Annotated in this window: 20 protein-coding genes; 12 read left to right on the top strand and 8 right to left on the bottom strand. The window is 57.4% G+C overall.

Features of this window, described 5'->3' with window-relative positions; all coding sequences use genetic code 11:
* Positions 1-51 precede the first annotated feature (51 nt).
* Positions 52-2,076: a transketolase gene (tkt, locus tag GOX45_RS05535; RefSeq protein ID WP_171098790.1), complete on the top strand. Its 2,025-nt coding sequence runs from the start codon at positions 52-54 to the stop codon at positions 2,074-2,076.
* A 55-nt stretch (positions 2,077-2,131) separates the two neighbouring features.
* On the opposite strand, the gene GOX45_RS05530 is transcribed toward tkt, so the two are convergent.
* Positions 2,132-3,091, bottom strand: coding sequence for a DUF808 domain-containing protein (locus tag GOX45_RS05530; RefSeq protein ID WP_171098788.1), 960 nt, complete (start codon positions 3,089-3,091; stop codon positions 2,132-2,134).
* Between the two features lie 182 nt (positions 3,092-3,273).
* Here GOX45_RS05530 and gap (GOX45_RS05525) point away from each other — a divergent pair, with 182 nt between their 5' ends.
* The 3 genes from gap (GOX45_RS05525) to gap (GOX45_RS05515) all read left to right on the top strand — a co-directional run bounded on the left by gap (GOX45_RS05525) (position 3,274) and on the right by gap (GOX45_RS05515) (position 5,577).
* On the top strand, positions 3,274-4,275 hold the full coding sequence (gap, locus tag GOX45_RS05525) for a type I glyceraldehyde-3-phosphate dehydrogenase (protein WP_171098786.1): 1,002 nt from the start codon (positions 3,274-3,276) through the stop codon (positions 4,273-4,275).
* Positions 4,276-4,347: 72 nt separating this feature from the next.
* Entirely contained in the window at positions 4,348-4,491 is a 144-nt protein-coding gene (locus GOX45_RS05520; protein WP_171098784.1) for a hypothetical protein, read from the top strand.
* Between the two features lie 81 nt (positions 4,492-4,572).
* Positions 4,573-5,577 carry a type I glyceraldehyde-3-phosphate dehydrogenase gene (gene gap / locus GOX45_RS05515; protein ID WP_171098782.1) on the top strand — a complete coding sequence of 335 codons (1,005 nt, stop codon included), beginning with the start codon at positions 4,573-4,575 and terminating at the stop codon, positions 5,575-5,577.
* On the opposite strand, the gene coaD is transcribed toward gap (GOX45_RS05515), so the two are convergent.
* The 3 genes from coaD to GOX45_RS05500 form a co-directional block, all read right to left on the bottom strand.
* A complete protein-coding gene (gene coaD, locus GOX45_RS05510) occupies positions 5,569-6,060 on the bottom strand; it encodes a pantetheine-phosphate adenylyltransferase (protein WP_171098781.1) in 492 nt (163 codons plus the stop codon). The genes gap (GOX45_RS05515) and coaD overlap by 9 nt on opposite strands.
* A gap of 83 nt (positions 6,061-6,143) precedes the next feature.
* Positions 6,144-6,581 carry a CBS domain-containing protein gene (locus GOX45_RS05505; protein ID WP_171098779.1) on the bottom strand — a complete coding sequence of 146 codons (438 nt, stop codon included), beginning with the start codon at positions 6,579-6,581 and terminating at the stop codon, positions 6,144-6,146.
* A gap of 62 nt (positions 6,582-6,643) precedes the next feature.
* Positions 6,644-7,546, bottom strand: a complete 903-nt coding sequence (locus GOX45_RS05500) for a LysR family transcriptional regulator (protein WP_171098778.1) — start codon at positions 7,544-7,546, stop codon at positions 6,644-6,646.
* Positions 7,547-7,650: 104 nt separating this feature from the next.
* Here GOX45_RS05500 and GOX45_RS05495 point away from each other — a divergent pair, with 104 nt between their 5' ends.
* Entirely contained in the window at positions 7,651-9,150 is a 1,500-nt protein-coding gene (locus GOX45_RS05495; RefSeq protein ID WP_171098776.1) for a CoA-acylating methylmalonate-semialdehyde dehydrogenase, read from the top strand.
* Between the two features lie 182 nt (positions 9,151-9,332).
* A complete protein-coding gene (locus GOX45_RS05490; RefSeq protein ID WP_171099267.1) occupies positions 9,333-9,917 on the top strand; it encodes a L,D-transpeptidase in 585 nt (194 codons plus the stop codon).
* 71 nt (positions 9,918-9,988) lie between these two features.
* On the opposite strand, the gene GOX45_RS05485 is transcribed toward GOX45_RS05490, so the two are convergent.
* Both GOX45_RS05485 and GOX45_RS05480 read right to left on the bottom strand, forming a co-directional pair.
* Complete coding sequence (locus tag GOX45_RS05485) at positions 9,989-10,471, bottom strand: fasciclin domain-containing protein (protein WP_171098774.1); 483 nt, start codon at positions 10,469-10,471, stop codon at positions 9,989-9,991.
* 71 nt (positions 10,472-10,542) lie between these two features.
* Positions 10,543-11,394 carry a class I SAM-dependent methyltransferase gene (locus GOX45_RS05480; protein ID WP_171098772.1) on the bottom strand — a complete coding sequence of 284 codons (852 nt, stop codon included), beginning with the start codon at positions 11,392-11,394 and terminating at the stop codon, positions 10,543-10,545.
* Positions 11,395-11,527: 133 nt separating this feature from the next.
* Between GOX45_RS05480 and GOX45_RS05475 the strand changes: the two genes are divergently transcribed.
* A complete protein-coding gene (locus GOX45_RS05475; RefSeq protein ID WP_171098771.1) occupies positions 11,528-12,643 on the top strand; it encodes a carboxylate-amine ligase in 1,116 nt (371 codons plus the stop codon).
* Here GOX45_RS05475 and GOX45_RS05470 read toward each other — a convergent pair.
* Positions 12,640-13,497 (bottom strand): hypothetical protein, encoded by an 858-nt coding sequence (locus GOX45_RS05470; RefSeq protein ID WP_171098769.1) that lies wholly within the window; start codon positions 13,495-13,497, stop codon positions 12,640-12,642. The two genes, GOX45_RS05475 and GOX45_RS05470, sit on opposite strands and share 4 nt — an antisense overlap.
* Positions 13,498-13,656: 159 nt before the next feature.
* Here GOX45_RS05470 and GOX45_RS05465 point away from each other — a divergent pair, with 159 nt between their 5' ends.
* The 5 genes from GOX45_RS05465 to GOX45_RS05445 all read left to right on the top strand — a co-directional run bounded on the left by GOX45_RS05465 (position 13,657) and on the right by GOX45_RS05445 (position 17,940).
* Entirely contained in the window at positions 13,657-14,799 is a 1,143-nt protein-coding gene (locus tag GOX45_RS05465; RefSeq protein WP_171098767.1) for an acyl-CoA dehydrogenase family protein, read from the top strand.
* 7 nt (positions 14,800-14,806) lie between these two features.
* A complete protein-coding gene (locus GOX45_RS05460) occupies positions 14,807-15,847 on the top strand; it encodes an enoyl-CoA hydratase/isomerase family protein (RefSeq protein ID WP_171098766.1) in 1,041 nt (346 codons plus the stop codon).
* Positions 15,848-15,849: 2 nt separating this feature from the next.
* Entirely contained in the window at positions 15,850-16,722 is an 873-nt protein-coding gene (mmsB, locus tag GOX45_RS05455) for a 3-hydroxyisobutyrate dehydrogenase (RefSeq protein ID WP_171098764.1), read from the top strand.
* Between the two features lie 102 nt (positions 16,723-16,824).
* Complete coding sequence (locus GOX45_RS05450; protein WP_171098762.1) at positions 16,825-17,148, top strand: hypothetical protein; 324 nt, start codon at positions 16,825-16,827, stop codon at positions 17,146-17,148.
* Positions 17,149-17,283: 135 nt separating this feature from the next.
* Complete coding sequence (locus tag GOX45_RS05445) at positions 17,284-17,940, top strand: site-2 protease family protein (protein WP_171098760.1); 657 nt, start codon at positions 17,284-17,286, stop codon at positions 17,938-17,940.
* Between the two features lie 9 nt (positions 17,941-17,949).
* On the opposite strand, the gene uvrA is transcribed toward GOX45_RS05445, so the two are convergent.
* Entirely contained in the window at positions 17,950-20,808 is a 2,859-nt protein-coding gene (gene uvrA / locus GOX45_RS05440; RefSeq protein WP_171098757.1) for an excinuclease ABC subunit UvrA, read from the bottom strand.
* Positions 20,809-20,946: the final 138 nt, after the last annotated feature.

Here is a 20,946-nt window from a genome sequence, read left to right as displayed (position 1 = left end):
TCAGCGGCGCAACCGCCCGTAACTCATCCGTAATCCAAAGGAACAACGCCCGTGGACCTGACTGCGCTGCGCAAAGCCAACCCCGAACACTGGGACAAGGCTGCGGCCATCCGAACCCTGACCCTTGATGCCGTCGCCGCCGCCAATTCCGGCCATTCCGGCATGCCGATGGGCATGGCCGATGTCGCGACTGTACTGTTCGAAAAGCACCTGAAATTCGATGCAAGCGCGCCAAACTGGCCCGACCGCGACCGGTTCATCCTGTCGGCGGGCCATGGCTCGATGTTGGTCTATTCGCTGCTGTATCTGACAGGTCACGCGGATGTCTCGCTGGATGAGATCAAGAATTTCCGCCAGTTGGGTGCCAAAACCGCAGGCCACCCCGAGAACTTTCTGATCAATGGTGTCGAAACCACTACCGGTCCGCTGGGTCAGGGCATCTCGAACGCCGTAGGTTTCGCCATGGCCGAAGAAATCCAGCGTGCGCAATACGGTAAAAAGATCGTCGATCACTATACATACGTGATCGCTGGCGACGGCTGCCTTATGGAAGGCGTTAGCCAAGAGGCCATCACATTGGCCGGACGGCACGAGTTGAGCAAGCTCATCGTGTTCTGGGACAACAACAATATCACGATCGACGGCACCGTCGATATTGCCGATCGCACGGATCAGGTGAAACGGTTCGCCGCGTCGGGCTGGCAGGTGATCGAGATCGACGGCCACGACCCGCAAGCCATCGATGAAGCCATCACCAAGGCCAAATCGTCGAACAAGCCAACAATGATCGCGTGCGAAAGCCATATCGCGTTGGGCCATGCGGCGCAGGATACGTCGAAAGGTCACGGCGCTCTGACCGATCAGGACCAGCTTAAAGCTGCCAAGGAAAGCTATGGCTGGCCGCACGGTCCGTTCGAGATTCCGTCGGCAGTCAAATCCGCCTGGGAAGCCATTGGGGCTCGGGGTGCTGCGGAACGTGCTGCCTGGGAAGAACGCTTTGCCCAAGTTTCTGAACGCAAACAGGCAGAGTTCAATCGGGCCTATGCCTTTGAGGCTCCCAAAAAACTGGCCGGTGCCATCCGTGCCTTCAAAAAGCAGATGGCGGAAGAGCAGCCCAAGCTGGCCACCCGTGCCTCGTCCGAGAAAGTTTTGAACGTGGTCAACCCGATCATGCCGGAAACCATCGGCGGTTCTGCTGACCTGACCGGATCGAACAACACCAAATCTGCGGATATGGGCGTGTTCCTGCCGGAAAACCGCAAGGGTCGGTATATCCATTACGGTATCCGCGAACACGGCATGGCCGCCGCGATGAACGGCATGGCGCTGCATGGTGGTATCCGCCCCTATGGTGGAACGTTCATGGCCTTCACCGACTATGCCCGCCCGTCCATGCGTTTGGCTGCTCTGATGAAAGTGCCGACGGTCTTCGTGATGACCCATGACTCCATCGGTCTGGGCGAAGACGGACCGACCCACCAGCCGGTCGAACATCTGGCCATTTCACGCGCGACGCCCAATACCTTTGTGTTCCGCCCTGCTGATACCGTTGAAACCGCCGAGGCGTGGGAACTGGCTCTGACCTTCAAAGACAGCCCCTCTGTCCTGTCATTGACCCGTCAGGGCGTGCCCACGGTGCGCAAGGATCACAAGACCAAGAACCTCACCGCACAGGGCGCCTATGTTCTGGCCGAAGCTGAAGGCAAACGTCAGGCCATCCTGATCGCCACCGGGTCCGAGGTGTCGCTGGCCATGGAGGCCAAAGCCATGCTTGAGGCCGAAGGCATTGGCACCCGCGTCGTCTCGATGCCCTGCATGGAGCTTTTTGCCCAACAGGACGAAGCCTATCGCAAACGCGTGCTTCCGGGCGGCCCGGTCCGGGTCGGCATCGAAGCCGCCGTGCGCGCGGGCGGCTGGGATCGCTGGTTGCTTGGCGAACGCGGTCGCGAGGCCAAGGCTGGTTTCATCGGCATGTCCAGCTTTGGCGCCTCTGCCCCTGCGGGTGAGCTCTACAAGCATTTCGGCATTACAGCCGAAGCGACAGTTGCCAAGGTCAAGGAGTTGCTCGGGCTGTAAAACAGACCCAGTTGAACAAGCAAAAGGCGGCCCGTGGCCGCCTTTTTCATTTGGATCAATGGGCGCCGGATTTTCCGAACATCGGCATGATCACCTTGGTCGCCAAGGGGATCAGCACCATCCCCCAGGCCAAACCAAACACACCGTCCATTGTGGCTTTCGAAATCCATTCAACGGCACTTGTCCACTGCGCGGATACCGAATGCCCCAGCGCATAGGCCCAATCGTGGATATGATGGCCCAGCCAGCCAAAGCCCAGAACCTCCATACCGTGGATGACAATCGACCCGCCGACCCACAGCATAGCCGCCGTGCCCACGATCGACAGGGTTTTCATCACACCCGGCATCGCCCGCACCAGACCCCGGCCCATACTGCGTCCAACAGATGTTAGCGCGTTCTGCGCCAGATAAAGACCGACATCATCCATCTTCACGATCAGCGCGACCGAGCCGTATACCGCCACGGTCACACCAATCCCGACAACGGCCAGCGTAGCCGCCTGCATCCAGACGTTAGGAGCCTCAATCGCGGCCAGTGCGATGGTCATGATCTCGGCCGACAGGATGAAATCGGTTTTGATCGCTCCACGCACTTTCTGTTCTTCCAGATGACCCGGATCGCGGTTCTTCAAGTCTTCATCGATAACATGGCTTCCATGGGGAAACAGCACGTGAAAGATCTTTTCGGCCCCTTCAAAACACAGATACGACCCCCCGATCATCAAGAGCGGTGTGATCAGCCATGGCGCGAAGTTGGCCAGCAACAAGGCGACGGGCAGAAGCAGAATGATCTTGTTGAATATTGATCCTCGCGCGATACGCCAGATGATCGGCAGCTCTCGCGCGGGGGCAAAACCCTGAACGTATTTCGGCGTGACCGCCGCATCATCAATGATCACGCCGGCGGTTTTGGCCCCGGCTTTGCCGGCCGCTGCCACCACGTCGTCTACCGAAGAAGCCGCAACCTTGGCTATTCCGGCCACATCATCCAGCAGGGCCAACAGACCACTCATCGTTCTTCCTTTCACAACAATCGCCGCACCACGGACCCTATCTGATCCAACAGCTAGCGCAAGCGTTAGCGCAACCGCCCAGGTTTTGCGCTAACACATTGCAAATATGTCGTTTTTACTCTTTTGAGAAATTAGTTTCGTGGCTATATGCCGACCAAAGCAAGCGTATCTGGAGTCGTCCCATGACCATCAAGGTCGGTATAAATGGTTTTGGCCGCATCGGCCGCTGTACCCTGTCGCATATTGCTGCCTCAGGCCGCAATGACATCGAAGTTGTCAAGATCAACGCGACCGGTCCGCTGGAAACCTCGGCGCATCTTTTGAAATACGACAGCATCCATGGACGTTTCCCGCGCGAGATTCGGGTCGATGGCAACACCATGGATCTGGGGCGCGGCCCGATGCGGATGTTCTCGACCTATGACATGAACGAGCTGGACTGGGACGGCTGCGACGTCGTTCTGGAATGCACCGGCAAGTTCAATGACGGGTTGAAAGCCAAAACGCATCTCGAGCGTGGCGCTGGCAAGGTTTTGCTGTCGGCCCCCGGCACAAATGTTGACAAGACCATCGTCTTTGGCGTGAACCACAATACGCTAACGGCAAATGACAACATGATCTCGAACGGGTCCTGCACCACCAATTGCCTTGCTCCGCTTGCCAAGGTCCTGGACGAAGGTGTGGGCATCGAACATGGCATCATGACCACGATCCACGCCTATACCGGCGACCAACCGACTTTGGACCGCCGCCACAGCGACCTCTACCGCGCGCGGGCTGCGGCGATGTCGATGATCCCCACCTCGACCGGCGCCGCAAAGGCCCTGGGCGAAGTGCTGCCGAACCTCAAAGGCCGCCTTGACGGGTCCGCCATCCGTGTGCCGACCCCGAACGTTTCGGCGGTGGATCTGACCTTCCGCGCCGCCCGCGACACGTCAGCAGCCGAGATCAACGCCATTGTTGAAGAGGCTGCAAAAGGCCCGATGCAGCGTGTTCTGGGATATGAGCCTGCGCCGCTTGTGTCGACCGATTTCAACCACACCGAAGAAAGCTCGATCTTTGCACCGGATCAGACCCGCGTGGTCGATGACCGTATGGTTCGCGTTCTCGCGTGGTACGACAATGAATGGGGCTTCTCGGTACGCATGGCCGATGTCGCCGTGGCTATGGGTCGCCTTAACTGAGACTTCGGACTTCTCTTGTAGCGTAGCGCCCGCTCAGGTTATCTGGGCGGGCATTTTTCGTTCGGGACAACCATGACCAATCAAATCGCTATCTGGCTTGGGGTGTTTATTCTCGGCGCTCTGATCGTGGATGTCGCATTGTTCGGAACCGAACATCTGCTGTTTCTCGGCAAGAAACTCTACGATTTCCTGGACTGGCTCGCATTCTGGCGATGACACAGGTTTTCCTTGACATTTGAGCCCATCTGGCTTTGTTAGCGCTAACCAATCTGAACACCCAATCTGGTGGAGCAATCAATGACCCTCAAGCTTGCAATCAATGGTTTTGGACGGATCGGACGCGGCGTGCTGCGTGCGGTGATGGAAAGCGGCCGAACCGATGTCGAAATCGTAGCGATCAATGACCTGGGCAAGCCCGAAATGAACGCGCATCTGTTCGAATTCGACAGCGTCCACGGCCGTTATCCCAACCCCGTCAGCCTGAGCGATGCAGGTCTTGACGTGGGTCGCGGCCCCATCCGTCTGAGCAGCGAGCGCAACCCCGAGGACCTGCCCTGGTCGGATATCGATGTCGTGCTGGAATGCACCGGCGTGTTCCGTACCCGCGAGGCGGCGGAGCGTCATTTCAAGAACGGTGCAAAGAAAGTTTTGATCTCGGCCCCGGCCAAAGGGGATGGCGGAGTGAAAACCGTTGTGTTTGGCGTCAATGACGACCAACTTACCGCGGATGATCTGGTGGTTTCCAACGCGTCTTGCACCACCAACTGCCTGTCACCTGTCGCCGCAGCTCTGGACGCGGGATTGGGCATCCTACACGGCAACATGACCACTGTGCACGCCTATACAGCCAGCCAGCCGGTTCATGACACTGTGGGCAAAGACCCCTACTTGTCACGCGCCGCAGCGCTTTCGATGATCCCGACCACAACCGGTGCTGCTGCCGCTGTTGGTCTGGTGCTGCCACAGCTCCAGGGCAAACTGACCGGTCAGGCGATCCGCGTTCCCACTCCGAACGTTTCGGTAGTTGATCTGGTGGCCGAAGTGTCGCGCCCGACCACCGATGAAGAGGTCAATCAGCTGTTCATCGATGCTGCCGCCAAGATCCCTGGTGTTCTGGCCGCCGAAAGCCGCCCGCTGGTATCGATCGACTTCAACCACGATTCCCACAGCTCGACCGTGTCGCTGGCCGAAACCAAGGTCACCGATGGCACGCTGGTGCGCGTGCTGGCATGGTACGACAATGAATGGGGCTTCTCGAACCGGATGCTGGACACAGCCGCCGCGATGGGCGTGTTAAGCTAAACGTTCTTTCAGCGCAGTATTGACGCGGGGCGTGACGAATTTTGACACGTCCCCTTCAAGCCGCGCGATTTCCTTGACCAGTTTCGACGCAATTGCCTGGTGGCGGGCTTCTGCCATCAGGAACACCGTCTCGATTGAATCGTCCAGCGCGCGGTTCATCCCGACCATCTGAAACTCATATTCAAAATCAGCCACAGCCCGCAGACCACGCACGATGATCTGCGCACCAACGTCGCGCGCGCAGTCGATCAGCAGGTTTTCGAACGGATGGGCTACGATCTCTGTGCCCGTCTGCTCCGTCAGATGCGCACATTCCGCTTCGATCATCGCGACGCGTTCTTCCAGCGAGAACAAAGGGCCCTTATCGCGGTTGATCGCCACACCGATCACCAGTTTGTCCACCAAAGCAGCCGCGCGGCGGATAATGTCGATATGACCCAGTGTGATTGGATCAAAGGTTCCGGGATATAATCCAACCCGCATCGGGCTCTCCTGCGCAACAAAATTTCAGCGCAAGCAAACATATGTTGAGTGCGGGTGCAAGAGGCCTAAACCGCGCGCAGCGCTCAATGCCCCATGATCATGCCTTCCAGCGCATCTTTCTCCATCGCCAGCTCGGACAGCTGGGCCTTGACGACATCACCAAGCGTCACGATGCCAATCAGTTTGCCCTCTTCAATCACGGGCATGTGGCGGAACCGTCCTTCGGTCATACGCGACAAGATCGCTTCGACCTTATCCTGTTGTGTCGCTGTGATCAGATCCTTGGTCATATAAGCGCTGACCGGCTTATCAAGGCATCCGCTGCCGCTTGAAGCCAATTCCCTTACGATGTCTCTTTCAGACAGGATTCCGATAGCGGTTTGGCCTTGATCTTCCGAAACGACAACGGTCCCGATCCTTTTTTCGGCCAGAATTTCGGCCGCTTCGGATACCGTGATATCGGGTTTCACCGTCACAACGCCCTCGGCAGCCTTGGACTTGAGAATGGCCTGAACAAGCATGTGCTAAAACCTCCGAGTATAACCTGCTGTTTTCCAAAGCGTTGCCGGAATGCGGGAATGTGTCAAGTTGAACCTTGGGCCTCCAGTTGTGCAACCTCATCACGTATTCCGCGGATGAGGGTTTGCGCAAAGCGGTTCAGCAACTCGTTTCGTTGATCCCCCTGATGCCGGACCAGATAGAACCCACGGGTCAAACTGATCTGATCCGTCAGGATTTTTCGCAGGTCTGGATGGAACGGCAACGTAAAGTCATGGGCCACACAAACGCCCAGCCCCTGCGAGACCTGACGCAGCTGGACCGAGACGGAATTTGATGCAAGTGCAACACGGTCAATGCCCATATCGTTCAGGTAATCCAACTCGCGGTCAAAGATCATGTCGGGAATGTACCCAATCATGCGATGGCCCTTAAGGTCGGCAATCGAGTGGATCTGCGCGTGGCCAGCCAGATAGTCTTGCGTGGCCACAAGGTGCAAACGGTAGTCGGTGATCTTCTGCACCAACAGTTTTCCCGCCGTCGGCGCGCTGACCGTCACGGCCATGTCAGCCTCGCGCCGCGACAGATTGATGATGCGCGGCAGTGCCAGGATCTGTATGTCCAGATCGGGATTGGCATCGCTGATCCGCGCGCAGACCTGTGGCAAAAGATAGTTTGCCGCCCCATCAGGTGCGCCGATGCGGATTTGTCCCCGCAGCGATTGCGTAGGGGCGGAAACCATCCCCATTGCAGCCCGCATCGCCTCTTCGGCTTGCAAACCATGCTCCATCAATCGTTGCCCGGATTCGGTCAACAGATAGCCTTGCTGCGACTTGGTAAACAGAACCGCGTTCACCGCTGCCTCAAGCCGCGCGATCCTGCGTCCAACAGTGGCCGGGTCGATCTTGAGCACGCGCCCCGCCGCAGACAGGCTTTCTTCGCGCGCCACAGCCAGCAGGATGCGCATGTCGTCCCAATTGGGGGTCATGAAACCTCTTTTGCATTTTTGCAAAGCTTTTTTGGGATATTGCTTCTGTTCAGGACATTTCTGCAAGCCTATTCTGCGCGCAAATGCATCCGGAGGAGATTGCGATGAATGATCTGACTCATTTTCTGAACGGTGAAATGGCGGCGGGCACTTCCGGCCGTTTCGACGATGTTTTCAACCCGGCAACCGGTGAGGTCCAATATCGCTGCCCGATGGCCAGCGCTTCCGAGACCACAGCAGCCATCGAGGCCGCTGCTGCGGCCCAGCCAGCATGGGGCGCGACCAACCCCCAGAAACGCGCGCGCGTCATGATGCAAATGGTTGCGCTGATGAACCGCGACATGGACAAGCTGGCCGAAGTTCTGAGCCGCGAACATGGCAAGACCATCCCGGACGCAAAAGGCGACCTGCAACGCGGTCTGGAAGTGATCGAATACTGCATCGGCGCCCCTCAGATGCTGAAGGGCGAATATACCGACAGCGCGGGCCCGGGTATCGACATGTATTCGATGCGCCAGCCCTTGGGCGTTGTTGGTTCGATCATGCCTTTCAACTTCCCGGCGATGATGCCGCTCTGGCATGTGGGCCCGGCCCTGGCCTGCGGCAACGCGGTGGTTCTCAAACCCTCCGAGCGTGACCCGTCCGTGCCCTTGATGCTGGCCGAACTTTTTGTCGAAGCCGGTTTGCCCGCAGGTGTGTTCCAGGTTGTGAACGGTGACAAAGAGGCCGTCGATACGATCCTGGACAGCGAGATCATCCAAGGTGTCAGCTTTGTGGGTTCGACCCCCATTGCGCAGTATATCTACAGTCGCGCCACCGCGAATGGGAAACGAGCTCAGTGTTTCGGCGGTGCCAAGAACCACATGATCGTGATGCCGGACGCCGACATGGATCAGGCGGCGGATGCTCTGGTTGGCGCTGGTTTCGGTGCGGCGGGCGAACGCTGCATGGCTGTTTCCGTGGCCGTGCCGGTGGGCGAATCCACTGCCGACGCGTTGATCGAAAAACTGGTGCCGCGCATCGAAAAGCTGAAGGTCGGCCCCTATACCGCAGGCGATGATGTGGATATGGGCCCGGTCGTGACCGGAGCCGCCAAGGAACGCATTCTGGGCCTGATCAACTCGGGCGTGGAACAGGGTGCGAAGCTTGTGGTCGATAACAGGGACTTCAGCCTGCAAGGCTATGAGGACGGGTTCTTTGTTGGCCCCCACCTGTTTGACCATGTCACGCCCGATATGGACATCTACAAGCAAGAGATCTTTGGCCCGGTCCTGTCGACCGTGCGCGCCGGTTCCTACGAAGAGGCCATTGGTCTTGCGATGGATCACGAATATGGCAACGGCACCGCGATCTTTACCCGTGACGGTGATACAGCGCGTGATTTCGCCAGCCGGATCAATATCGGCATGGTTGGCATCAACGTTCCGATCCCGGTGCCGCTGGCTTATCACACCTTTGGGGGCTGGAAGAAATCCATGTTTGGCGACCTGAACCAACACGGGCCGGACAGCTTCAAGTTCTACACACGCACCAAAACCGTAACGGCCCGTTGGCCGTCCGGCATCAAAGAAGGTGGCGAGTTCAACTTCAAAGCGATGGACTGAAGTCGCAACAAATAATGTATCTAAAAAGCGGCCCCAGAGACGGGCCGTTTTTTTCGAGCTCCGGGCTATTCACAACAAATTCAGAGCGCCAGCACTGGAAATTTGCAACCAGCAGCAATATTTTCTGCGGGAACAATGTTCTGAGCAGAATTTTCCCGGAGGCAAATGTGTCCCATTCCCGAATGACCCGCCGCTCGGCCCTGTTGGGGGCCGCTTCGTTGCTGGCCACCCCTGCCCTTGTGCGCGCCCAAAGTGTTGATGCTTTCCCGCAAGACGAAGAGGCAATCAGCACCCAATTGCCGGTGCGCCGAAATGTTTCCTCGTTCTCGCAACAGAACTGGCAGGATCACTTTGACGAGCTGGGCGTTGGTGCCTTGCTGGCTGATATCACCAGCCGCGCCGTACACTATTGGGGGCCTGACGGGACCTATAAGCTTTATCCAAGCTCAGTTCCGATGAGCGAAGAACTGACCAAGCGCGGGTACACCAAAGTTGTGCGCAAGGCAGAAAACCCAAGCTGGACGCCGACCTCATCCATGCGCGAGCGCGACCCGACTTTGCCAATTCGAATGGAAGGTGGCGAACCCGGGAACCCTCTGGGAACCCGCGCCATGTACCTGTCCTGGCCAGCCTACCTTGTGCACGGCACACATGACACGCGCAAGATCGGGCGTCAGAGCTCGTCTGGCTGTATCGGGCTGTATAACCAGCATGTGGAAGAGCTCTACCCGCTGGTTCAGGTCGGCACACAAGTACGCCTTCTGTAAAACAAAGCTGCTTGAAATACAAAGGCCCCGGTCGCTAGGACCGGGGCCTTTGTTTTTTCGGGGCTGCAGGATTATTCGGGCAGAATAACCGTGTCGACCACGTGGATCACACCGTTGCTGGCTTCGATATCAGCTTGAACAACTTTCGCGTCATTCACTTTAACACCGTTGCGGGCGTTTACACTCAGACGATCACCTTGAACGGTCAAAACCTTGGCGCGCTTGCCTGCGATGTCAGCGGACATCACTTTGGCCGGGACGACGTGATATGTCAGGATCGACACCAGTTGATCCTTGTTTTCAGGCAGCAGCAGCGATTCAACCGTACCTTCGGGCAGTGCGGCGAAAGCCTCGTCGGTCGGTGCAAATACTGTGAACGGGCCATCGCCCTTCAGCGTATCAACGAGACCAGCGGCCTGAACGGCAGCAACCAGTGTGTTGAACGAACCCGCAGACACTGCTGTGTCAACGATATCGGCGGCCTGCGCCTTCAGGGGCATTGCAAATGCAAGTGCTGCGGCGGCTGCGGCGCCCATAAACGTACGGCGGAACATGGCTGTCTTCTCCTCTCCAGCTTGTTATGGAAAGGGGTACGCGCCTGTTTCACTACCGGATCACAAATTAATTAAGGGTTTTTGATTTGCACCCAGATACTTTGTGCCCGCCCTTCGGTCAGAAACGGCAATGCGGCCACCGCATCCGGTCGCTCTTGTTGCAGATAGTATCCTGGCCAAAGCATTGAAAACGCACCAGATTGCAGCAAAGCGTGCAACATGTACTGCTCGCCCCAACCGGGGCAATCGTAGAAGAAGCGCTTTGGATATTCATAGGGCAGAAAAACATCATGAACGTGGATCACCACGCCCGGCTTTAACGCCGGAATGATGCGGCAGAACAGATGTGCCACGTCATTGCTCATGCGCACGACATGGCTGGAATCTATGAACAGAATGTCGCCCGCCTCCAACTGATTGAACAGCGCGGAATCGACCTCTTCCAGGCGCTTTTGTTCGAATTGATCCACCACATGCGCGATATCGGCGCGTGGATAGGGATCAATCGCGGTGATCTGAGTTTCAAGCTCAGAATCAAGGATCGCCTGCCGGGTCACACGGGTTGAATTCCCACATCCCACTTCGATCACACGCTTGGGCTGAAACCGTCGGATCATCAGATACAGCGCATCGGCATCCGGGCTGTCATAATAGCCATTGGAGGTCCGATACCCCATCTGGTTGCGCGCAGGATCCTTGAGCGCATCAAGAGATTCCGCGTGAAGCGCATACTCTTCGACCAGCAAAGAGATGTCGAAGTCCTCCATTCCCGGAGACAGTGCATAGGCCGGGCGCGTCAGGCCTCCGGCGGCCTCAAACGCCTCCAACCGCGCGCGCTCGTCCTGCTCGGTCACCTTGTCGACCAGCTTGACGCCTAGCTCGTCCAGAGCGGCATTGATCTGTGGAAATTTTCTCGGTTTCACCGGCGGCCTCGTTCCTGATTGCGCCCGATCCTTACCTTCGCTGGCCGGGCCTGCGCAAGCCACAGTGGATCAAACCCTTGGCAAAAAGCGAGATTCCGTATTCACTGACAGAACTTGAACGATGAGAGGTGCGATGCAGCAAGACTTTACGCTTGGGATCGAAGAAGAATACCTGTTGGTTGACCGCGACAGCCTGCAGCTTGCCGAAGCGCCCGAAGCCTTGATGGCGGCCTGTCAGGCCGATTTCGAAGGACAGGTTAGCCCCGAATTCCTGCAATGCCAGATCGAAGTAGGCACCCGCCCCCATTCGACGATCCGATCTGCGCGTGAAGATCTGAAACGGTTGCGGTCCTGCGTGTCGCAACGCGCAGCAGAGTATAATCTGGCACCGATCGCAGTGTCCTGCCACCCGTTTGCGAACTGGAAAGACCAGCATCACACGCGCAAGGAGCGCTATGATGAGCTGCAACACGCCTTGGGTGGCGTTGCACGGCGCATGTTGATCTGTGGGATGCACGTCCATGTGGGTGTCGCAGACCCTGCCCTGCGCGCTGATCTGATGCCCCAGCTTTCATACTTTCTGCCGCATCTTCTGGCCCTGTCCACATCCTCGCCCTATTGGGGCGGCGAAGACACGGGGTTGTCGTCGTACCGTTTGACCGTGTTTGACAACCTGCCGCGCACCGGATTGCCACCGATCTTTGGCAGTTGGGCCGAATATGAGCGCACCACTGGTATTCTGGTCGAGCTTGGTGTGATCGAAGACACCAGCAAGATCTGGTGGGATCTGCGCCCGTCGCACCGTTTTCCAACCCTTGAAACGCGGATCATGGATGTACAGCCCCGGTTAGAGCACACACTGTCCCTGGCCGCACTTGTGCAGGCCCTGACCCGCATGTTGTGCCGACTGAAAGAGAGAAACCTGCGCTGGCGCTACTATGATCGCTTCTTGATCGGTGAGAACCGCTGGCGCGCGCAGCGCTACGGCGTGGGCGAAGGCTTGATTGATTTTGGGGACCGATCCATCAAACCCATGGCAGAGTTGATGGGGGAACTCATGGGCATGTTGGCCGAAGACGCCGAGGCGCTCGGTACGATGACCGAACTTGCCCGGTTGCGTCAGATCGCAGAGAACGGGACCTCAGCCACACGACAACGCCGTGTTCACGGCGAGGCAGTAGTCCGCGGCGAAGACCCCGGGCAAGCCGTGGTGCGCCACTTGATCGAAGAGTTCCACGCAGACCTTTAAAGCGCGCGCAGCATGTTCTTAATCATCCGGCTTACCGGTTCATAGAAATCCGGGTCTTTCCAATACCCGTTATGCGACAACGGGTTCCACGAGGTGAAGATATTGCCCGAATTGATCGGTACATCGCGCAGTTGCTTGGACGCGACCAAAGCATCATAACGATCCGCGCAGTCGCGCAGCGGGAACCCAAGCACATCGTGCTTATCATAGAAGTTATACCACCACGTCTTGAACCTCATGGCTGGTGGCACCGCCGACCGAGGCGGTTCGATCGGGAAAATCTGTGACTCGGGATAGGCAAAAAGGAAAATCGGGATGTTGCAGCCAAAGGTCATGATGCCGGCCACTGTCTGCATGTTGCGGACCGGCGAATTGAACAGGGTCTGGCCGGTTTTCCGCAGATGATTTTGATGGTCGTAAATATAGTTCGACATGATGTGGCCACCCAAGGAATGCGCAAGCAACAAGACAGGGGCGTTATTGCCAACCGCGCGGCGAACGTCTTCCATCACGCGATCAATCTCGGCGTGGATATTTTCATAGATCGCGTCATTTCCATCCGAGGTTTTCCGATAAGACGCCGCATCTGAAAGGTTGTGAACCACGAAACTGCGCACGTCGTCATATCCGGTGCGCCGTTTTATCTTGGCCAGGTACTCATCCTGTCGCTTTTGCAATACATGCGCCCAAACGATCTCGTGCCACGCGACGTCGTCAAAATCCGAGCCCAACTCGCGCGACACGCGTTTGTGCAAATCGCGGGAAAAGGTAATGGCTGTAGAGGGTTGCTTTTGGCCGCTGAACTGGCTGCCCATACCGTGAATGACGACTACGGCGATTTTGGAACCGGACATCAAGATACTCCTTCAAAAATCGATCTCTAAATGCGCGCAGCCTACACCAAACCCGGTGATCCAACAAATGCGCCCAGACCGTTTGCCGGGGCTGAAAAATTTCTGTAAGGATTAGGAAATAAACAACCGTTCAATTCTAAAGACACGGGAAGGCCTGCCATGGATTTCGCATTGACCGAGGAACAGACAGCCATTTTCGACATGGCTTATGCTTTTGGGCAGGACCATATCGCGCCCTATGCACGCCAATGGGAAGCTGATGGGACCATCCCAAAGGACCTGTGGCCGAAGGTCGGAGAGCTTGGGTTCGGCAGTCTATATGTTTCGGAGGAAAGTGGCGGCTCAGGGCTCAGCCGTCTGGACGCCACACTGGTGTTCGAGGCCCTGTCGATGGCCTGCCCGTCGGTCGCCGCGTTTTTGTCGATTCACAATATGTGCGCCAAGATGTTGGACAGCTTTGCTAGTGATACGCTGAAATCCCGCGTCATGCCCGATATTCTCAGCTTGAACACGGTGCTCAGCTACTGCCTGACCGAGCCCGGATCAGGCTCGGATGCGGCTGCGCTGAAAACCCGGGCGGAACGCAACAACGAAGGCTATGTGCTGAACGGCACCAAGGCGTTCATCTCAGGCGGTGGCTACTCCGACGCCTATGTCTGCATGGTGCGCTCTGGTCAGGACGGCCCCAAAGGGATTTCGACCGTTTATGTAGAGGACGGTGCCCCCGGCCTGAGTTTCGGTGCTCTCGAACAGAAGATGGGTTGGAAAAGCCAACCCACGGCGCAAGTCCAGTTTGATGATTGCAAAATACCCGCCGACAACCTTGTGGGCACCGAAGGCGACGGGTTCAAATACGCCATGATGGGGCTGGATGGCGGGCGGTTGAATATCTCGGCCTGTTCTCTGGGTGCGGCGCAAGCCGGCCTGGATATGACCATGCAATACATGTCCGTGCGCAAGGCTTTTGGCCAGTCCATCGATCAATTCCAGGCGCTTCAGTTTCGTCTGGCGGACATGGAAATCGAATTGCAGGCCGCCCGTGTCTTTTTGCGACAGGCCGCGTGGAAGCTGGATCAGGGCGCGCCAGATGCAACCAAATTCTGCGCCATGGCCAAGAAATTCGTGACCGAGACCGGGTCAAAAGTGGTGGATCAATGCCTGCAACTGCATGGCGGCTATGGCTATCTGGCCGATTACGGCATCGAAAAGCTTGTGCGCGATCTGCGGGTGCATCAGATACTGGAAGGCACCAATGAAATCATGCGCGTGATCGTCGCACGCCAGATGCTGTCCGCTCGCTGAGGTCCATATGCCCGATATTGATATTCGCACCACCGGCCGCGCCGGGCGCATTACTCTGACACGGCCGCAGGCGTTGAATGCGCTCAGCTATGAGATGTGCATGGCCATCGATACCGCCTTACGGAACTGGCGCGAAGACGATGAGGTCGATCTGATCATTCTGGATGCCGAAGGTGACAAGGCGTTTTGCTCGGGCGGAGATATTGCCGAGCTTTATGCGGCAGCGACCCAAGGCGATCACTCTTATGGCCAGACCTTTTGGCGCGACGAATACCGCCTGAACGCTATGATCTTTGAATACCCCAAGCCGGTGATCAGCTTTCTGCAAGGCTTCACCATGGGCGGCGGGGTTGGCATAGGCTGCCACGGCAGTCACCGTGTGGTCTGTGACACGTCGCAAATCGCCATGCCGGAATGTTCGATCGGGTTGATCCCTGATGTCGGTGGATCTCTGATGCTGGCTTTGGCACCGGGGCGGCTTGGCGAATATCTGGGCACCACCGGGCATCGCATGGGGCCAGCGGATGCGATTTATGCCGGGTTTGCTGATCACTATATTCCACGGGATATCTGGCCCGAGGTGATCGAACTGCTCGAAGCCTCGGGCAGTGCCGAGCCGATCGCGCAACATGCGCAAGCCCTGCCCGACAGCACATTGAAAGACATGCAACGGGATATCGACCATTACTTCGACGGTGAGACGCTGACAGATATCCGCAATATGCTGCAGAACAACCCGTCCGACTTTTCGGAAAAAGCCTTAAAAGCCCTTGGGCGCAATTCACCTCTGTCGATGGCCGCGACGGTTGAGATGCTGCATCGGCTCCGCTCCAGCACTCTGACCATGCGCAAAGCGCTTGAAATGGAATACCGTTTCACCTTCCGCGCCACCCAGCACAGCGACTTTCTGGAAGGCATCCGGGCCCAGATTATCGACAAGGATCGCACCCCAAATTGGCAACATGCAGATGGTTTGGTGCCCCCCGTTGCGGTGTCAAAGATACTACAACCCCTGGGGGCGGACCGGCTGACATTTGAGGAGGATTAAGCATGAAAATCGGGTTCATTGGATTGGGCAATATGGGCGCGCCGATGGCCGCCAATCTGGCGGCTGCGGGGCACGCGGTGACAGGCTTTGACATGGCTGATGTCAGCGTCGAAGGGGTTGCGATGGCAGGCACGGCCGCCGAGGCCGCCTCGGGCGCGGAGGTTGTGATCACCATGCTGCCCAATGGCCAGATCCTACGCGCCGTGGCCGATCAGATCATTCCAGCGATGTCCAACGGGGCTGCGCTTGTCGATTGCTCAACGGTGGATGTGGACAGCGCCCGCGCGGTTGCAGATCAGGCAACTCAGGCCGGTCTGTTGGCCGTTGATGCGCCAGTGTCTGGTGGCATCGGTGGGGCCGCGGCGGGTACGCTCACCTTCATGGCCGGCGGTTCGGAGGCCGCTTTTGCCAAGGCCGCGCCGCTGTTCGAGATCATGGGCCAGAAGGCGGTGCATTGCGGTGAAGCAGGCGCCGGTCAGGCGGCCAAGATCTGCAACAACATGATCCTGGGCGTGACTATGATTGCCACCTGTGAAGCCTTTGCGCTGGCCGACAAGCTGGGTCTCGACCGGCAAAAGATGTTTGACGTGGTCAGCACGTCATCGGGCTATAGCTGGACAATGAATGCCTATTGCCCTGCCCCTGGCGTTGGCCCGCAAAGCCCAGCGGATAACGGCTATCAGCCGGGATTCGCGGCAGAGCTGATGCTCAAGGATTTACGTCTGAGCCAACAGGCCGCAGACAGCGCCGATGCCGATACCCCCATGGGTCAGGCCGCCATGGCGCTTTACGAACAGTTTGTCGAACACGAAAACGGGCTGGGCCAGGATTTCAGCGCCATGTTGCCGCGATTTGAACAGCGTGGTCGCACGTGACGATCTGGCGGCAACTTGCCTGCCGCCTTTGACATTGGCCGGGGAAAACTCCATCTACTGACGTGGGCTGTGGCGTTTTGGCCAAAAGAAAAGGATGGCGAAATGAACAAAGCACTAACAAAAACGGCGATGGTCGTGGCTGTGTCGCTGACGCCAGTAACAGCATTTGCCAAGGGTAAGCCAGGGCATTGCCCTCCGGGGCTTGCCAAAAAAGCCGTGCCCTGCGTCCCGCCTGGCCAAGCCAAAAAGCTCTACCGCAATGGAGAGTACATCAATGGCGATTATCGGTGGGTGAAAGATCCCTATCGCTATGGGCTCAAGCGCAATGATTATTACATCCGCGCGGGTGACTACGTTTATCGCGTCGATCCAGACACACGAAAGGTGCTGAACCTGATCGGCGCGGTGGTCGATATTCTGAACTGACACTCAGCCAAAGGGAACACAGCGGAGGTGTCGCCTGGTCAACGGTTAGATGCCAATTTCGCAACCTTGAGTGTAACTTAAAATTTTTGACACAATTCTAAGCGACTACAATCCTCATTCATTTGAGGATTGTACATGAGCAACGAGACACCTCTTTTTCAGTTTCAAGGACCATGGAATGTTCCGGTCCAAGTCAATCAAAGTCTGATTTTCCTGATTCTGATCATCGTTGGGTTCAACTTCGACCCCGACAGCCTGCCCTATGCGCTTGGATTTGCGGCAATACTGATCGTATCGATCCTGCTGCACGAGTTGGGGCATGCCTGGGGCTGTCTGATTCAGGGCGTGCCGGTCAAGCGCGTCGTTCTCTATGGCGGCGGCGGGTTTTGCGAGCATCGCCGGTCGACAACATCCTATGAAGACGAGTTGATCGTGGCCATGGGCCCCATCGTGAATCTGACATTGTGGGCCGTCTGTTCGTTGCTGGAACCGCACGTCAAATCGCCCGATCTGGGCTGGGTTCTGGCAGTGACAGCCGACCTCAACCTTTTTCTGGCGCTGTTCAACATGTTGCCGCTGATGCCGTTGGATGGCGGCAGGCTGTTTCACGCCGCCCTTAATCGCTTTTTCCAGCCGCAAACGGCAACGCGCATCGCGGGTTTTGTGGGGATCATCGGGTTCCTGCTGTGGATCCCGATGATGATTTTCGCCTATGTGGCGTTTGGCTTCATCTTTATCTTCTTCCCACCGCTGATGCGCCACTCGCACATGTTCCGCTACGCGCGGTACTGAGGCCAGATATCACTCCGCCGCGACCCGCGCGCCGCCCAGCATCGGTTTCAAATAACGCCCGGTATGGCTGCGTTCGACCTCGGCCACCTGCTCGGGTGTGCCTGTCGCAACAACCTCACCGCCGCCGTCGCCGCCCTCCGGGCCAATATCGATGATGTGGTCAGCCGTTTTCACTACATCCAGGTTGTGTTCGATCACCACAACCGTATTGCCCTGATCAACCAGTTCATGCAGCACTTCCAACAGTTTGCGCACGTCTTCGAAATGCAGACCAGTGGTAGGTTCGTCCAGTATGTAAAGCGTGCGCCCGGTTGAACGTTTCGACAGCTCTTTCGAAAGTTTCACCCGCTGCGCCTCGCCCCCCGATAAGGTCGTCGCCTGCTGGCCGACCTTGATATAGCCAAGCCCAACACGCGCCAGCGCGTCCATCTTGTCGCGGATTGACGGAACCGCCTTAAAGAAGTTTTGCGCGTCTTCCACAGTCATATCAAGCACATCGGCGATGGACTTGCCCTTGAACTTGATCTCAAGCGTCTCGCGATTGTACCGCGCGCCTTTGCAGGTTTCGCAGGTCACATAGACGTCGGGCAGAAAGTGCATCTCGATCTTGATGACACCATCACCCTGACAGGCCTCACACCGGCCCCCTTTGACGTTAAAGCTGAACCGACCGGGCTTGTAACCCCGCGCCTTGGCCTCAGGCAACCCGGCAAACCAGTCCCGGATCGGCGTGAAGGCCCCGGTGTAAGTTGCTGGATTCGAACGCGGAGTCCGCCCGATTGGTCGCTGGTCGATATCAATGACCTTGTCCAGATGCTCCAACCCTTTGATCGTTTCACAAGGTGCTGGCGTCTGCCGCGCGCCGTTCAGGCGCATTGAGGCCGTTTTGAACAAAGTCTCAATCGTCAGGGTCGACTTGCCGCCCCCAGATACCCCGGTCACGCAAACAAACTTGCCCAGTGGGAACTCAACGGTCACCTCTTTGAGATTATTGCCCGTTGCTTTCACCACCTTCAGTTTCTTCTTGTTTCCCTTTCGACGATCCGTCGGAACCGGGATTTCGCGCGTTCCGGCCAGATACTGACCGGTGATCGAAGCCGCGTCTGCCGTGATGTCAGAAGGCGTCCCGTGGCTGACCACCTGCCCGCCATGAACACCGGCACCGGGCCCGATATCAAAAACGTAATCTGCCTCGCGTATGGCCTCCTCATCGTGCTCGACCACGATCACCGTATTGCCCTGATCCCGCAGATTTTTGAGCGTGCCCAGCAAGCGATCATTGTCGCGTTGATGAAGGCCGATGGACGGTTCATCCAGAACGTATAGTACACCTGTCAGCCCCGAGCCGATCTGGCTGGCCAGACGGATACGCTGACTTTCTCCACCCGACAGAGTTCCGCTTGAACGTGACAGTGTAAGGTATTCCAAACCAACGTTATTCAGGAACCCCAGACGCTCGCGAATCTCTTTCAATATCGCCCGCGCGATCTCGTTTTTCTGCGCGCTCAGATGGTTGGGTGCATCTTCGACCCAGGCCAACGCCTCACGGATCGACATCTGCACCACCTGACCGATATGCAATCCTGCAATCTTCACGGCCAAGGCTTCGGCCCGCAGGCGGTATCCTTCACAGGTGCCGCATGGGCGGTTGTTCTGATAGCGCTCGAACTCTTCCCGGATCCAGGCGCTGTCGGTTTCGCGATAACGCCGCTCCATATTTGGGATAACGCCCTCGAAACTGCGGGTCACCTGATAAACCCGCCCGCCTTCGTCATAACGGAACTGGATTTCCTCATCGCCCGAGCCGCGCAGGAACACCTGTTTGACCTTTTCGGGCAGATCCTTCCACGGTGTGCTCTTGTCAAACTGATAGTGACGCGCAATCGCTTCGATGGTTTGCAGGAAATACGGAGATTTCCCCTTCCGCCAGGGCGCCAGCGCGCCGTCATAGAGTTTCAGCGTCTGATCCGGCACCACAAGCCGTTCGTCAAAAAACAGCTCAACCCCCAGCCCATCACAATCCGGGCAGGCCCCAAACGGCGCGTTGAAGGAAAACAGCCGGGGTTCGATTTCGGGGATGGTAAAGCCGCTGACCGGACAAGCGAAGTTTTCGCTGAAAGTGATCCGCTCGGGCTCCCCCTCTTTTGGGGCCGTTTCAAGAATGGCGATGCCATCAGCCAGATCCAGAGCAGTGCGCAAACTGTCGGCCAAGCGCGTCTCCATCCCCTCACGCACCACCAGACGGTCGACAACCACATCGATATCGTGGCGGAACTTCTTGTCCAGCGTTGGCGGCGTGTCGAGCTCATGGAATTCGCCATCCACCTTGACCCGCTGAAACCCCTGTTTGCGCAGTTCCAGAAACTCTTTCTTATACTCACCCTTCCGATCCCGCACGATCGGGGCCAGCAAATACCCACGCGTGCCCTCCTCCATGGTCATGATCCGGTCGACCATGTCCTGTACCTGCTGCGCCTCAATCGGCTTGCCGGTGGTGGGGCTATAGGGTGTGCCCGCGCGCGCAAAAAGCAGCCGCAAGTAGTCGTAGATTTCTGTGACCGTTCCGACCGTCGAACGCGGGTTTTTCGACGTGGTTTTCTGTTCAATCGAAATCGCCGGAGACAGCCCGCTGATGTGATCCACATCAGGCTTTTCCATCATGTCCAGGAATTGCCGCGCATAGGCAGAAAGGCTCTCGACATAGCGCCGCTGGCCTTCCGCATAGATCGTGTCAAACGCCAAGGAGGATTTGCCCGAGCCCGACAGACCCGTGATCACGACCAGCTGATCCCGCGGAATATCGACATCAATGCCTTTAAGATTATGCTCGCGCGCGCCGCGCACCTCAATATTCTTCAGCTCAGCCATCTCGGGCCCCCAACAATCAAGTGGTTAAGAGATAGTTGAGCCAGGCTGAGTCTCCAACAGAAAAGTTAGAACAATAAGAGAACATGCCGGTTTTCGCCAAGGCAGCGCTCACCAAGATCATAACGGATGCGTTTTGCA

The organism is Ruegeria sp. HKCCD7255, assembly GCF_013031565.1.
Classification (GTDB): domain Bacteria; phylum Pseudomonadota; class Alphaproteobacteria; order Rhodobacterales; family Rhodobacteraceae; genus Ruegeria.
This window is presented reverse-complemented; position numbering and strand designations above follow the sequence as displayed.